10 protein-coding genes are annotated in these 14,738 nt (G+C 66.0%); 6 read left to right on the forward strand and 4 right to left on the reverse strand.

Features of this window, described 5'->3' with window-relative positions; all coding sequences use genetic code 11:
* Positions 1-87 precede the first annotated feature (87 nt).
* Together MJ603_RS02755 and MJ603_RS02760 are read left to right on the forward strand one after the other, a co-directional pair.
* Positions 88-3,444: an efflux RND transporter permease subunit gene (locus tag MJ603_RS02755; protein ID WP_243062126.1), complete on the forward strand. Its 3,357-nt coding sequence runs from the start codon at positions 88-90 to the stop codon at positions 3,442-3,444.
* Positions 3,445-3,497: 53 nt separating this feature from the next.
* Positions 3,498-3,977: an NUDIX domain-containing protein gene (locus MJ603_RS02760; RefSeq protein WP_243062127.1), complete on the forward strand. Its 480-nt coding sequence runs from the start codon at positions 3,498-3,500 to the stop codon at positions 3,975-3,977.
* A gap of 15 nt (positions 3,978-3,992) precedes the next feature.
* Here MJ603_RS02760 and MJ603_RS02765 read toward each other — a convergent pair whose 3' ends face one another.
* Both MJ603_RS02765 and MJ603_RS02770 read right to left on the reverse strand, forming a co-directional pair.
* A complete protein-coding gene (locus tag MJ603_RS02765) occupies positions 3,993-4,460 on the reverse strand; it encodes a GNAT family N-acetyltransferase (protein WP_243062128.1) in 468 nt (155 codons plus the stop codon).
* 67 nt (positions 4,461-4,527) lie between these two features.
* Entirely contained in the window at positions 4,528-5,532 is a 1,005-nt protein-coding gene (locus MJ603_RS02770; protein WP_243062129.1) for an alpha/beta hydrolase, read from the reverse strand.
* 160 nt (positions 5,533-5,692) lie between these two features.
* Here MJ603_RS02770 and MJ603_RS02775 point away from each other — a divergent pair, with 160 nt between their 5' ends.
* The 3 genes from MJ603_RS02775 (at position 5,693) to MJ603_RS02785 (ending at position 11,338) form a co-directional block, all read left to right on the forward strand.
* Positions 5,693-6,841 carry a low temperature requirement protein A gene (locus tag MJ603_RS02775; RefSeq protein ID WP_243062130.1) on the forward strand — a complete coding sequence of 383 codons (1,149 nt, stop codon included), beginning with the start codon at positions 5,693-5,695 and terminating at the stop codon, positions 6,839-6,841.
* A gap of 261 nt (positions 6,842-7,102) precedes the next feature.
* Positions 7,103-9,286 (forward strand): DEAD/DEAH box helicase, encoded by a 2,184-nt coding sequence (locus MJ603_RS02780; RefSeq protein WP_243062131.1) that lies wholly within the window; start codon positions 7,103-7,105, stop codon positions 9,284-9,286.
* 825 nt (positions 9,287-10,111) lie between these two features.
* Positions 10,112-11,338 (forward strand): hypothetical protein, encoded by a 1,227-nt coding sequence (locus MJ603_RS02785; protein WP_374230793.1) that lies wholly within the window; start codon positions 10,112-10,114, stop codon positions 11,336-11,338.
* Positions 11,339-11,391: 53 nt separating this feature from the next.
* Here the strand turns inward: MJ603_RS02785 and MJ603_RS02790 are convergent, their stop codons facing one another.
* Positions 11,392-12,336: a patatin-like phospholipase family protein gene (locus tag MJ603_RS02790; protein ID WP_243062133.1), complete on the reverse strand. Its 945-nt coding sequence runs from the start codon at positions 12,334-12,336 to the stop codon at positions 11,392-11,394.
* A gap of 404 nt (positions 12,337-12,740) precedes the next feature.
* Positions 12,741-13,481 (reverse strand): SDR family oxidoreductase, encoded by a 741-nt coding sequence (locus MJ603_RS02795; RefSeq protein WP_243062134.1) that lies wholly within the window; start codon positions 13,479-13,481, stop codon positions 12,741-12,743.
* A 214-nt stretch (positions 13,482-13,695) separates the two neighbouring features.
* Between MJ603_RS02795 and MJ603_RS02800 the strand changes: the two genes are divergently transcribed.
* Positions 13,696-14,724: a sigma-70 family RNA polymerase sigma factor gene (locus tag MJ603_RS02800; RefSeq protein ID WP_243062135.1), complete on the forward strand. Its 1,029-nt coding sequence runs from the start codon at positions 13,696-13,698 to the stop codon at positions 14,722-14,724.
* Positions 14,725-14,738: the final 14 nt, after the last annotated feature.

Below are 14,738 nucleotides of genomic sequence, written 5' to 3' on the forward strand. Positions count from 1 at the left end.
TCAGCAGGGAGTGTGATAATCACACAGTTCGGCGGAGTTGCCGACGTTCTGCACATCGCGTCGCCACCGACCTGAAAAGGATCTCGCGTGCACTCCCTCGCCGTTCTCAGCATGAAGAACAGGGCGCTCATCGCGCTCATCACGATCGTCGTCGCCGTCTTCGGGGCCATCGCGTTGACGAACCTCAAGCAGGAGCTCGCGCCATCGATCTCCTTTCCGCAGCTGGCGATCGTCAGCAGCTATCCCGGCGCGTCGCCCGAGGTCGTCAACAACGACGTGAGCACGCCGATCGAGACAGCCATTCAGGGCGTGCCCGACCTCGACAGCACCTCGGCGGTGAGCAGCACCAACCAGTCGATCATCACCGTGAAATTCAACTACGGGACCAACCTCGACAACTCGTCGCAGAAGCTCGACCAGGCGATCAACCGCATCAAGTCGACTCTGCCCGACAATGTGGATCCCCAGGTGATCCAGGGCAGCATCGACGACCTGCCGATCATCCAGCTGGCGGTGACGAGCGACGAGAGCGGCAAGCAGCTCGGCGCCGACATCAACCGACTCGTACTGCCCGACCTCAAGAAGATCGACGGCGTCAACGATGCGCAACTCATCGGCGAGATCGGCCAGCGCGTGACCATCACGCCGGATGCCGCGAAGCTCGCCGCGGCCGGTGGCAGTGTGCAGTCCATTAAGGACGCGCTCAGCCAGAACGGCGTGCTGCTGCCAGCCGGCTCGATCACGCAGGACGACAAGACGTTGTCGGTGCAGGCCGGATCGACGATCACCTCCGTCGACCAGATCGCGTCTCTTCCGCTGGTGCCGAGTGCGAGTGCGGGCGCAACCGCGAGCGCGGGAGCTGCGCAGGCATCCGCTGGATCCGGGACCGCCGGCTCCGCTACCGGAAGCGCGGCTGACGCGTCCGCCGCCGCAGGGGAAGCTGCCGCGCAGGCGCCGGCGGTGTCCACGATCGGTGATGTGGCATCCGTCAAGATCACGGATGACCCGAGCACCTCGATCTCGCGGGTGAACGGCAAGCCTGCACTCACCATCGCCGTCACGAAGCTGCCGAGCGCCAACACCGTCGAGGTCTCCCAGGCCGTCAACAAGCTCGTGCCCGACCTGCGGGACAAGCTCGGCCACGGTGCGAAGTTCACGACGGTCTTCGATCAGGCGCCGTTCATCACGCAGTCGATCAACTCGCTGACCGAAGAGGGCCTGCTCGGCCTGCTCTTCGCGGTGATCGTGATCCTGATCTTCTTGTTGTCCATCCGGTCGACGCTCGTGACAGCGATCTCGATCCCGACCTCCGTGTTGATCACGTTCATCGGCATGTGGGCGAGCGGCTACACGCTGAACATCATCACCCTCGGCGCACTGACCATCGCGATCGGACGAGTCGTCGACGACTCGATCGTGGTGATCGAGAACATCAAACGACATCTCGTCGCCGGGGTCGATCGGGCGAAGACGGTGGTGGATGCCGTGCGCGAGGTCGCCGGAGCCGTCACGGCTTCCACGATCACCACCGTTGCCGTATTCCTGCCGCTCGCGTTCGTGGGCGACGTCACCGGCGAGTTGTTCCGTCCGTTCGCCGTCACGGTCACGATCGCCCTGCTCGCGTCGCTGCTCGTCGCGCTGACGATCGTGCCCGTGTTGGCGTACTGGTTCCTGCGGCCGCCGAAGCCCAAGAAGGCGAAGCGGCCGGTGTCCGCCGAGCTGGCGGCCGACGATGCGGCGAGCCACATGTCGATCGGCGACGCCGTCGCCAGCGGACACGACGAGCTCGAGCATCCGACTCGCCTGCAGCGGGGCTACCTGCCGATCATCAACTGGACGCTCAAGCACTCGGCGGTCACGATCATCATCGCGGTGCTGGTGCTCGGCGGAACGCTTGCGCTGACGCCGTTCATGAAGACGAACTTCCTCGGATCCACCGGCCAGAACACGCTGAACGTCTCGCAGACCTTCGCGCCAGGCACGAGCCTGCAGGCCCAGGATGACGCGGCGCGCGTCGTGGAGAAGAAGCTCGAGGGCATCGAGGGCATCGACACGGTGCAGCTCTCCATCGGCTCCAGCGGCAGCGCGCTGCAGGATGCCTTCACCGGCGGCGGGGGCGGCGCCACCTTCTCGATCACCACGGACCCGAACGCCGACCAGGACGCGTTGCAGGCCACCGTCGAGAAGCAGCTCGGCACGATCAAGGGCGACGGCGACATCACCGTGTCGTCCAGCAGCGGCTTCGGTGCGTCGAGCGACATCGAGGTCGACATCACAGCCTCGACGCAGGCCGAGTTGCAGCAGGCATCCGACACCATCGTCGACAAGGTGAAGAAGCTGGACTCCGTCACGCAGGTGACGAGCAACCTGAGCGCATCGCTGCCCTATATTGCGGTGAACGTCGATCGCTCCAAGGCTGCGGAATACGGTCTGAGCGAGGTCGCTGTCGGCAGCCAGGTCTCGCAGGCCATGCAGCCGACCCAGGTCGGTACCGTGGCGATCAACGACACGACGCTCAGCATCTACATCGCCGACGCGGACCAGCCGATGAGCGTCGATGCGCTGAAGAACCTGAAGATCCTGACGACCAGCGGCCCCCAGCCGCTGAGCGCGCTCGCCGATGTCGCGCAGACGAACGGCCCGGCGACGGTGACCACCTCGGGCGGACAACGCAGCGCGACCGTGACGGCGACCCCGTCGAGCGACGATCTGACCACCGCGAACTCGCAGGTCTCGACGGCGCTCGCCGATGCCAAGCTGCCCAGCGGGGCGACAGCGGTGATCGGCGGCGTCACCTCGAGTCAGTCGTCTGCGTTCTCTCAGCTCGGGCTCGCGCTGCTTCTCGCCATCCTGATCGTGTACATCGTGATGGTGGCGACGTTCAAGTCGCTGCGCCAGCCCTTGATGCTGCTCATCTCGGTTCCGTTCGCGGCGACGGGTGCGATCGCGTTGCAGATCATCTCGGGCATCCCGCTGGGTGTCGCGTCGCTGATCGGCGTGCTGATGCTGATCGGCATCGTGGTGACGAACGCGATCGTGCTCGTCGACCTGGTGAACCAGTACCGCAGGCGAGGACTCTCGGTTCCCGATGCGGTGCGGCACGGCGCATCCCGCCGTCTGCGCCCGATTCTGATGACGGCCCTGGCTACGATCTTCGCCCTGCTGCCGATGGCGGTCGGACTCACCGGCCACGGCGGGTTCATCTCGCAGCCGCTGGCGATCGTCGTGATCGGCGGACTCGTCTCGTCCACGCTGCTCACGTTGGTCGTGCTGCCGACCCTCTACAACCTCGTCGAGGGTGCGCGCGGGCGGCGGCAGGCGCGCAAGGCGGCGAAGCGCGGAGACGGCGGAGGAACCGGTGGGGTCGAGCCGGCCGCGTCAACGCCGCCGAGCACGCCGCCCGCGTCGGCTCCCGACGAGCCCGAGCCCGTTCCGGTCGGCTGAGCGGGTGCGCCGCCGCCTGCAGCGAACTGTCTGACGGACCTTAGGCTCGAGACATGCCGATTCCCGATTTCATCCTGTCGTTGCGCGAGCAGATCGGCACGCATCCGCTCTGGCTGAGCGGAACGACAGCGGTCGTGCTCCGCGGCGAGGGAAGCGCGCAGGAGGTGCTGCTGGTGCGCAGGGCGGACACCGGCGCGTGGACGCCCATCACCGGCATCATCGATCCGGGCGAGCATCCGGCGGCGGCCGCGCGACGCGAGGCTCTCGAGGAGGCCAGCGTCGTCGTCGAGCCGGAGCGGCTCGTCTGGGTGACGGTCACGGACCCCGTGGAATACGGCAACGGCGACCGCGCTCAGTACCTCGACGTCGTATTCCGCTGCCGGTATGTGTCGGGCGAGGCCGCCGTGGGCGACGACGAGAACACAGATGTCAGATGGTATCCGCTCGCCGAACTACCGCCGATAGCGCCGCGATTCCAGGAATCGGTGCGTCTTGCGGTGGCGAACGAGGCGGAAGCCGTCTTCGAGGGCTGAGCGACCACTCGTCGCTTATGCGGTCAGCGACTTGGCGAGGCAGACGCTGGACGACGACGTGACGTACGGGCCGAATCGCGGAATCCGCGAGTACCCGTGCCTGCCGTAGAGCGCAAGAGCCGCATCATGAAGGCGGCCGGTCTCGAGTACCAGGCGGGTGAGGCCGATTGCGCGTGCATCGTCTTCGATGCGGGTCAGGATGCGTGATGCCAGGCCGAGGCGGCGGGCATCCTGATGCACGAACATCCGCTTCAACTCTCCCTCGTCGCCGTGCGGCACGAGGGCGCCCATCGCCACGGCATCACCGCGTTCGGTGCGAGCGACGTACACCCGCACGCCCGGCTCGTCGAGCTCGGCGGGCGTGAGTAGAAAGCACTCCTCCGGCGGATACAGCGACAGCGCGTACTCCGAACCGAGGCGCAGCAGCTCTTCGATTCCCGGGGCGTAGGCCGTCTCGAGTTCGAGGGTCACAACCGATGGCACGACGACACTGTAGGCAACGCCTGTGTCGTCGATGTTTCGGGAGGGACGCCGTTGATGCGAAGCAGCGTCAGCGGCCGAGGTAGCGGTGCAGGAAGGCGGCGATGTCGGAGCGGGTCGAGGCATCGAGCTCGGCGATCGAGTGCGCGTTGCCGGGGACCACGCGTGAGACGTGCGGCACGCCGGCCTTCGCCAGTGCCATGGCGAACGCCTCGCCCTGTTCGTGGGGAACGAAGTCGCCGGCCGAGCCCTGGATGAACGTGGGCGGGTCGCTCGAGTCGACGTGCGTGATCGCGGACGCCGTCGCCGCTTGCGGGCAGTTCGCGAACGTCGAGCATCCGAGGTAGTCCAGCTCGATGCGCTGGATGCCTGCGCCTGGGCGCCCGAGGGTCTGCCCCTTCGCCGTCATGTCGACGGGCCCTGAGATCTCGGCGACAGCCGCCACGCGGGTTCCGCGATCCGTCGCGCCCGACCCGCGAGTGGCGAGCAGTGCGGCCATGCTTCCGCCCGCCGAACCGCCGAAGACTCCGATGCGCTTCGGATCGATGCCGTAGCGCGCCACCGTCGATGCCGTGCGCATCCACGTGATCGCCTTCGCGAGCTCGTCGATCGCCACCGGGAACCGCGACCGAGGCACCAGAGAGTAGTCGGCCGAGAAGGTCACGAAGCCTTCCGACGCGAGCCACTGGCACACGGAGTGCCAGCCGGCGGTTGACTTGTCGCCATGCGTCCACGCGCCGCCGTGCACGACGAGCACCGCGGGCCGGCTCGATCCCGTCGTCAGCGGCAGGCAGACATCCAGCCGCTGCGATGCGCCACCCGCGACGGCGTATCGAACGTTCGCGACGGTGCGGATGCCATTGGGTGCCACGAACGAGCCGATCCCCGTGGCACTTCCCGCCACGCCGCCCGCGGCCGACGCGGAACCGGTATCGGTGCCGCTCGCGCGCTGCGTGCCGCCGACGACTCCGACCGCGATCGCGGTGGCGGCGACGACGATTGCCGCCGCGGAGAAGAGAAGGGCGCGCAGGCGACGCCCGTGCGGGCGACGGCCCTCCGGTTGTGCTGTGTTCACAGTGGTCGGGATTCTTCGAGGGTGTAGCTGTCTGCTCAATGGGGCAGGCTGCAAACGAGAATATGTCACTGCGTGCCCGAAACCCTGATCGGGAGCACGTATCGGAGCCGAACCGGTCTGCGGATCTTCTCAGTCGGTCGCGGGCATCCGACAATGGGGCGTGACCGATTCCCCGAAGGCGACCCGGCCCGTGGGGCGCGCGGGGCGCATCGCCTCGCGAGTGTCGACGCTCGAGCTGCTGTTCGACCTCGTCTTCGTGTTCACCGTGAGCCAGGTGGCGGGGTCGATCGTCGAGCATCCGACCGTGATCGTCGCGGTTCAGGCGGCGATCACGGTCGGCATCGTGTGGTGGATGTACGCCGCCTACTCGTGGCTGACCAACCAGGCGGCGCAGCAGACTGTGCTGAGCCGGCTGTTGCTGATCGCGGCGATGGCGACATTCCTCGTGATGTCGCTGGCGATCGCCGATGTCTGGGGCGACAGCGGCGTGCTTTTCGGCATCTGCTACGCCGTGGTCGTGGTGATCCACGCCGGCATGTTCATTGCACGCGGAGGCATCAGTGGCATGCGCGCGATGCTGCGGGTCGGACCGCTCAACCTGCTCGCAGCGATCAGCCTGATCGCCTCGGGATTCGTCGGCGAACCGTACAAGTGGCCCTTCCTGCTCGCGCCGTATGTCTGCTTCGCGATCTCTGGCCTGATCGCGCGGCGGGTGGGGTTGCCACTCGGTCCTGCACACTTCGTCGAGCGGCACGGCCTCGTCATGATCATCGTGTTCGGTGAATCGATCGTCTCGGTCGGCGCCGGGCTCGTCGGCCGTGAGCTCGGCCCAGCAGTGGTGGCAGGAGCGGTGGCGACGGTTGCCGTCGTGGCCGCTCTCTGGTGGTGCTACTTCTCCGGAGACGACGACCGGGCGGTCGCTGTGATGACGGCTGCCTCGCCGCAGCGCCGCGCCGCCCTCGGCATGAGCGCGTTCTACGCGGATCACCTGGTGATGATCGTCGGGCTGATCTTCTTGGCGGCTGGGCTCCACGGTTCGCTCGTCGACGCGTTCGCGATCGCTTCACCTCCGTTCGTCTGGTTCGTTGCCGTCGGAGCCGCGATGTTCGTTGCGGGTGAGGCGATGTTCCGACTCGCCCTTCGGCTGGGACCGATCGGCGTTCGCCTGATCGGCGTGCTGGTCGTGCTCGCCACGGCGTTCGTCGGGCTGGTTGCCCCGGTGATCGTTCAGCTCGCCGCAGTGGTCGTCGTGCTCGTGGTGATGCTGGTCGTCGAGGCTGCCGTGCGACGTTGGAGAATCGCCGGCTGAGGCCGCTCAGCCCGCTGCCAGCGGGCATCCTGTACTGTTATCTGGTCGGCTCTGGACACCGCGCAGTGAGCGTGGATGGGTTTGTAAGTTCGTTGGGCCGGTTCCGCTGGTGCACTCGCACCGATCGACAAGCGGATAACCACTGTATGTGAACGGCCCTCACGGTGGCAGCTGAGTGCTGTCTGCCCAAGGTTCTGCAAGGACGCGACGTACTGTCGCGGTTTCTGCCATGCACACCTAAGACAACCCAGAGAAATCATCATGCCTAAGAACAAGAAGCCGACTGGCGGCCGTGTCGCGCGCGATTTCGATCCGCGCTACGCCGACAAGAAGTCCGGTGTGAAGCCCGGCAGCCGTAGCGCCGGCCACCGCGGGTATCGCGCGACCGACCAATCGGATGCCGCCCCCAAGCGTCGCTGGACCGCCGACGAGCGCGCCGCCCGCGGTGTCGCTCCCGTGCGTCCGCGCGGCGGAGCACGAGGCGAATCCGCGTACCCCTCGCGCGACCGCTCCGATGACCGCGCTCCGCGCACCGACCGCCGTGATGGCGGCTATCGCGGCAACCGCGACGAGGCTCGCCCGAACCGCGACGACCGCCCGTACCGTGGCCGCGACGAGCGTCAGCAGCGCGACGACCGTCAGCGTGGGGAGCGTTCGTACCGCGACGACCGCGCACCCCGTTCGTACGATGGCGACCGCCGGCGTCAGAACGACGACCGTCCGGCCCGTCGTTTCAACGACGAGCGTCCGCGTCGCGACTTCAACGATGACCGTCCCCGCCGTCAGTTCAACGACGATCGTCCGCGTCGTGACTCGAACGACGAGCGTCCGCGTCGCGAGTTCAACAGCGACCGTCCCCGTCGTGACTCCAACAACGACCGCCCGCGTCGTCAGTTCGAGAACGACCGTCCCCGCCGCAGCTTCGATGAGGATCGTCCGCGTCGCACCTTCAGCGACGATCGTCCCCGTCGTGAGCAGAGCGATGACCGTCCGCGCCGTCAGTACAACGACGAGCGTCCGCGCCGCAACTTCGACAACGACCGTCCACGTCGCACCTTCAGCGACGATCGCCCGCGTCGTCAGTTCAACGAGGACCGTCCGCGCCGTTCCAACGACGCCCGCAGCACGGAAGCCCCGCGCGAGCAGCGCGCGAGCGATTTCTACCCGAAGCGCGACGAGCAGCACGCCACGCACACGTCCAACGACGACGTCGTGCTCGAGCGCCTGCAGGCGGATGCGATCCAGGCATCCGATGTCGACGGCGTGACCTTCGGCGACCTCGGTCTCGGTGGCAACATCGAGCGAGTTCTGGCTGAGCTCGGTGCTGCTGCACCGTTCCCGATCCAGGCCGCGACGATCCCCGACGTGCTCTCGGGGCGCGATGTGCTCGGCCGCGGTCGTACAGGCAGTGGCAAGACGATCGCCTTCGGTGCTCCGCTGGTCGAGCGTCTCATGCAGCTCTGGTCGGAGTCGGGTCGCGCGAGCGGCAAGCGCACCATGGGACGCTCGCCGCGCGCACTGATCATGGCGCCGACCCGCGAGCTCGCTCTGCAGATCGACCGCACGGTGCAGCCGATCGCGCGCAGCGTCGGACTGTTCACCACCCAGATCTACGGCGGCGTGCCGCAGGCCCGCCAGGTGGGTGCATTGCGTCGCGGCGTCGACATCGTGATCGGCACGCCCGGTCGCATCGAGGACCTCATCGAGCAGGGCCATCTCGACCTCAGCGAGGTCGTCATCACGGTTCTCGACGAGGCCGACCACATGTGCGACCTCGGGTTCCTCGAGCCGGTGCAGCGCATCCTGCGTCGCACGAGCGATGGCGGCCAGAAGCTGCTGTTCTCGGCGACGCTCGACACCGGTGTTGCCGCTCTGGTGAAGGAGTTCCTCGTGGAGCCGGCCGTGCACGAGGTCGCGGGTGAGGATCAGGCATCCGGCACTATCGACCACCGCGTGTTCGTGATCGAGCACCGCGACAAGGGTGCGATCGTCGAGCAGCTGACCGACCGCGACGGCAAGACGCTGGTCTTCGCCCGTACGCGTGCGTTCGCGGAACAGCTCGCTGAGCAGCTCGACGACGCCGGCATTCCGGCCGTCTCGCTGCACGGCGACCTCAGCCAGTCGCGCCGTCAGCGCAACCTCGACAAGTTGTCGAACGGTCGAGTCTCGGTGCTCGTGGCGACGGATGTCGCTGCTCGCGGCATCCACGTCGACGACATCGACCTGGTCATCCAGGCGGATGCCCCGGACGAGTACAAGACGTACCTGCACCGCTCCGGCCGCACCGGTCGCGCCGGCAAGCCCGGCACGGTGGTCACACTGATCCCGCGCCAGCGCCGTCGTCGCATGACCGAGCTGCTCGGTCGCGCGGAGATCGAGGCGGCGTTCGAGGATGTCGTCGCAGGCGACGCCCGCATCAGCGACGTCGTCGCCAAGGCCGAGTAGCCACAGCGCCAGGTGCCGGCAGCCCCGCTGCCAGCACCTGGCGCACACCCCACCCACCCGAGAACAGGACGAGTGTTCCGCAACAGGACGTTTTCGCCTGTTCTGGGTGGGAGAGCGCGGTCCGTCCTGTTTTCAGGTGGGCCGCGCTTTGCTGTCGATGTCGACGCGTCAACCCCTGGCGGAATCGGGCAGCAGGCGCGAGCGTCTCCTCATGACCGAAGCACCGAACATCCGCGACGACACGCACGTGCCCGACGTTCCCCGAACGCCTGACCCTCCCGGAACGCCGGAATCCCCAACGCCCGACCAGCCGAATCAGCCTGGCGGCCCAGGTACGCCCTCCGAGCCGACCGTGCCGTCGCCCAGCGAACCCAGTGTGCCCACCCCGGTCGAGCCGACCTTCCCCGACCCGACGGAACCGAATCCGACCGCGCCGCCCGAGAATCCCGGTGCTCCACGCGCAATCACTCATTCATAGTGCGCATTGGTGTCGCCGCGCGAGATCGGCTGATAGCTTCGCGATAGTTACGAAGAGCCCAGCTGGCTGCCTGTTTGGTAGGTCCGGCGCGTTTCGCCAGAGAATTGCTCGAGGCGGGGCATTCGTAGATGGGATTCGCAATGTTGTCGACTTTCCGTCCGGCTCTGCTGTCATCGCTCGCCGCTCTTGCCTTGGTGGGTCTCGGCCTCGCGGCACCCACTTCCGCAGCGGCCACGTCCAAGACGACCTTCGTTGCGCCCAATGGCAGCGATCGCGCTGCCGGCACTATCAGTGCGCCACTTCAGACGGTGCAGGAGGCCGTGAAACGACTCCACGGAGGCGGAACTGTGGATGTCCGCGGCGGCCGCTATTACCAAAAGGTCGATTTGACCGGTGCTACCGGTGTCACGATCGAGGCCTATCGACACGAACACGTGATACTCGACGGCTCACGGTTCAAGCCCGCGGATGGCCGATCCGCGATGGTGAATATCGCCGGCAGTTCCCATGTGACGCTGTCGGGCCTGGAGATAACCGATTATCGGTCCAGCGAATTGGATGCCATGCCGATCGGAATCTATGTGCACGGAGCCGACGATCACATTCGTATCAGCGGCAATCACGTGCATGATCTCGGCAATGACAACCAGACCCTTGGCAGCTTCGATATCAACGCTCACGGCATCGCCGTCTACGGGGACAATGCCTCTCACTCCATCAGCGACCTGACGATCAGCAAGAACACGGTCGATCACCTCAGCCTTGGCGCGAGCGAGAGCGTCGTGGTCAATGGGAACGTCGACGGATGGTCCATCTCGGGCAACGACATCCACGACAACAACAACATCGGAATCGACGCGATCGGCTACGAACCGACACTTTCGGGCAAGTACCGGTACACCGATCTCAATCGAGCGAGAAACGGTGTGATTTCAGATAACACCGTGAGCTACATCAGGTCGCAGGGCAACCCCGCGTACTACGAGGACGGCGTTTGGTGCAATTGCGCCGACGGGATCTACGTCGATGGGGCCACACACATCGCGATTCGAAACAACGTGGTCACGGGCAACGACATCGGAATCGAAGTCGCTGCAGAGAATGCGCGCGGTTCTGCAGACCACGTCGATGTGCGATCGAACACGATCAACAACAGCCTGTACGTCGGAATCGCCACCGGAGGTTACTGCGATGGCGCGAGCGACTGCGGCGATGTCAAAACGGGGCAATCCCATGACAATCAGTTCGTCGGCAATACCCTGCGCAACAACAACAAACTGAACGACGGTTCGCCCGAAGTGCTCATCCAGTTCTACGCGTACGACAACGTGTTCGAGAACAACACCATCACCGCGACCAACGACGCCGGCGCCCTTCTTGGGACCGTCGAGCGAGCCGACGCAGACAAGGTCAGCGGCCACAACGTCAGCGACAAGAACACCTTCGCGGTGAGCGGTACGTCAGATGTCTCGTTCGGATGGCTCGGGAAGACATACTCCAGCTTCAAGGCCTACCAAAAGGCCACGGGTCAGGACCTGCACAGCACTTTGAGCGGGGTGAAGACCGGGAGTTGAACGAACCCCGCTGCAGGTTCTCGAGAGCCGTGCTGATCCAGTGACCCGTCTCGCTAGCGTCGGCGCCAGAACACGGCGAGCTGCCCGGCGAGGGACAGTCCTTGAGCGTGGCCGCCCCGTGCTGCCGGCAGCCGCGTCGACGGATCCAAGGCATTGGCGTTGAACACGTCGCCCGAGCCGGCATCCGGAAAGACGGTCTCGACTCTGCTGCCGGCGGCGCGCAACTCCTCGACCTGGGTTGCGAGATCCATGCCCCACTCCAGCGGGTGTCGCGATGCGCCGCTGAATGGCTCCAGCACGAGCACCTGCCTGTACCCAGCCGCAAGGTCGGCGTTCGAACTGCGTCGATAGGCGCCGTTGATGTATCGGTTCTCGCCGATCTTGTAAGGCCCTCCGAAGCCGTTGCTCGTGCTGGCGGCAACGGCATCCACCAGGTCGATTCCGCTGCGGCGGTCGAACACGACGGGTACCCCTGTCTGCGCATCGACCGCCGTGATCAGCACCCGCTGTTGCGGCCAGTCATGGCTGGGAAGCCGTGCGGCGACGATGTCGTGCCATCGGTTCTGGCCAGAGCGGTCGGATGCTTCCCTTTCGAGCGCTGCGACACCCATTCTGCGGCGCAGATCGGACGCATCCTCGGCTGCGGCGATGATCGCATTCGACCATTCCATGTAGTTCGGCCCGGAGAGGTGGCCGCGTCCCCTGTCCGACCTGTCACCGGCCATCGGTGGAGGCCCCTCGGCAAGGATGGCGGCGTAAAGCTCCGCGGGCCGTTTCCCGCTCGTGATCTGTGCAGCCACCGTCGAGCCTGCGGATGTCCCGATGATGAGATCGGCCGCGGTGAGATCTACCCCGGCCTCGGACAGGCCGGCGATGAGACCGAGCTGCCAGGCATTGCCGGCCGCTCCGGCGCCAGCGAGAACCAGAGCCGTGCCGGAGCGATGTTCTTGCACTTCGGCTGGCGTCGTGTGCGCGTTGCGCTGAAGAGAAAGATTCATGGTCGTAGCTTTCTGAGAGTGCCTGGCAAGCGCTCCCTGCGACGGCTACGTCAGTCGCGCGATCGTGAACTCGAAGGAGCGCCCAGAGTGGACAGTGTGTACATCGGGCTCACCTCCTCGGTTCGTGTCACGTTCGTCGAAGAGTCTACGGGTTCACGTTCGGTGGGCCATCCTGCTCGAAGAGAAAGCTCTTCGACGCGGTCATCCCCGATCACGTGGACAAGGCCGTGAACGCTGTCGCGTTCGACGTCGCGGACGTGCCGGCGTTCGCGGTCGCCCGCGAAGGGGTTCGTTCTGGGATTTCGCTGCGGTCGCCTGCAACCCGATCGGTCGCCGGATGCGCTTTTCCCGATGGTCGAGTGGCCGCGTGACGAAGTCTCCGGTCATTGTCTGCCCGCGGCAGCTCATGTCGCCAGCGGACGCAGTCCGGCGCCGGTGAGGAGGTACGAGTCTGCCTCGCGTGGGGCCGGTGTCTTGAGCAATTGGACGAGTGCCGTGCCGGCGGTTTCGGGTGTGAGCAACGGGGCCAGTTGCTCTGTGTAGGCATCCTCGGTTTGGCCGGCCCTGGCGGCATAGGCCCGGATGCCGCTGCGGCCCACGGCGCCGTGCGGCGTCATTTGCGGCAACACAGTGGTGACCGTGAGGTCGAGACCGGCTCGACGAGATTCGTCTTGGGCGTACTGGGCGAGGAATCGTTGGGCCGCTTTCGCGCCGGCGTACCCGCCGCTTTCGGGCGATCCCTTCACTGCGGCACCGCTGCTGATGATCACGATCTCTGCGCCGGGCTTGAGGGGCACGAGCAGTGCTTGTTGCAGCCAGGTGAAGGCGATCTTCACGTCGGCGTGCCAGTTGACGGAGAACGTCTCCCACGTCTGTTCGGTGAGCGGCGCCATGCCGGGAACGGCGCCGGCCACGACAACGACGACGTCTGGCTGATACCGGGTCAGCAGGGCGGCGGCGGCATCGGCATCCGTCGCGTCGGCGATCTCCTCTCGGATGCCATCGTCGACGCCGGTCGACGTGCTGCCAGTTCTCGAGACCCCCACTACCGAGTCACCGGCGGCCGCGAATGCAAGGGCCATTTCTCGCCCAAGCCCGCGGCTTGCGCCGACCACGATCGTCATCTTGCTCGATGAATCACTCATGTCACCCTCTGTTCTGGAATCCGAATGGGCTGTCATGGATGCAGACCCCGGCACCGCCTGAAACTGGGCGCCTTGCGCGTATCCGCACGATCTGGCTCCCGTGATCGGAACGGTCATGACGGCGATTGCGGCCAACGACAGGACAACCGCCCGGTTTGGCGTGCGGCCGGGGTCCGTATCAGCGAACGAGAAGCAAGGCCAGAATCGGAGCGAGATGGAAATCACCGAGCTCGAATTGCTCACGAAGGCACGCGCCGGAGACGGAGACGCCTTCCGCACCCTGACTGACCCCTATCGTCGGGAACTGCAGGTGCACTGCTATCGGATGCTCGGATCTTTCCACGACGCAGAGGATGCGCTCCAGGACACCCTTCTGCGCGCTTGGCAAGGTCTCGGATCATTCGAAGGGCGCGCATCGATCAGAACCTGGCTGTACCGCATCGCCACCAACGCGTGTCTCAATGCGCTACGCGCCACCAGTCGGCGAGCGCTGAAGGAGCGGGAAATGTTCGAATTCGCTGCTCCAGAGCCGAGCCGGCTCGGTGAGGTTCTGTGGCTGGAGCCCTACCCAGATGCACTGCTGGCAGACGCACCGACGGCGCCGTCAGATCCTGAGACGCATTACGAGCAGGTCGAGGCAATGTCCTTGGCCTTCATCACGACCCTGCAGTTCTTGCCGGCTCGCCAACGCGCCGTTCTGATCTTGCGTGACGTTCTCGGGTACCACGCTGACGAGGTCGCGGACATGCTCGATTCGACCGTCGACGCGGTGAACAGTGCGCTGAAGCGGGCGCGTGCAACGCTGAAGCGCCGGACCTCCCCGGAGGCTGACCACCGACCGACCCCTGCAGCGAACTCGGCCGTTGAATGGACGCTGGCGTCGAAGTTCGTGCGCGCCTACGAAGACGGCGACATCGAAGCCCTCGTCGCGTTGCTCACCGACGATGCGACGGTCACGATGCCACCGCTCCCGTTCGAATACCACGGACGCGATGCGATCAGAAGGTTCTATGCGAGCGTGATGGGCGAGGGGGCCGTCTATGAACTCGTGCCATCGCCGACGCGAGCCAACGGCCAGCTTGCGTTCGGTGCCTACTATCTGCGACGTAGAGACGGACTGCGCCACGGCGCAGGACTCCTGGTCCTCACCCTCGCCGGCTCCGAGATCAGTGCCCTGACCCGATTCGAGAGCCGCACGTTCCCACAGTTCGGACTGCCCCGATCGCTTCCGGATCGCGGTTGAACTCGGGGAGACGT

Source organism: Humibacter sp. RRB41, assembly GCF_022761015.1.
Taxonomy (GTDB): domain Bacteria; phylum Actinomycetota; class Actinomycetes; order Actinomycetales; family Microbacteriaceae; genus Humibacter.

Coding starts and splice junctions, on each gene's coding strand:
- MJ603_RS02760 (WP_243062127.1), top strand. CDS start 3,498: ATGCCGATTCCCGATTTCATCCTGTCGTTGCGCGAGCAGATCGGCACG.
- MJ603_RS02780 (WP_243062131.1), top strand. CDS start 7,103: ATGCCTAAGAACAAGAAGCCGACTGGCGGCCGTGTCGCGCGCGATTTC.
- MJ603_RS02790 (WP_243062133.1), bottom strand. CDS start 12,336: ATGAATCTTTCTCTTCAGCGCAACGCGCACACGACGCCAGCCGAAGTG.
- MJ603_RS02795 (WP_243062134.1), bottom strand. CDS start 13,481: ATGAGTGATTCATCGAGCAAGATGACGATCGTGGTCGGCGCAAGCCGC.
- MJ603_RS02800 (WP_243062135.1), top strand. CDS start 13,696: ATGGAAATCACCGAGCTCGAATTGCTCACGAAGGCACGCGCCGGAGAC.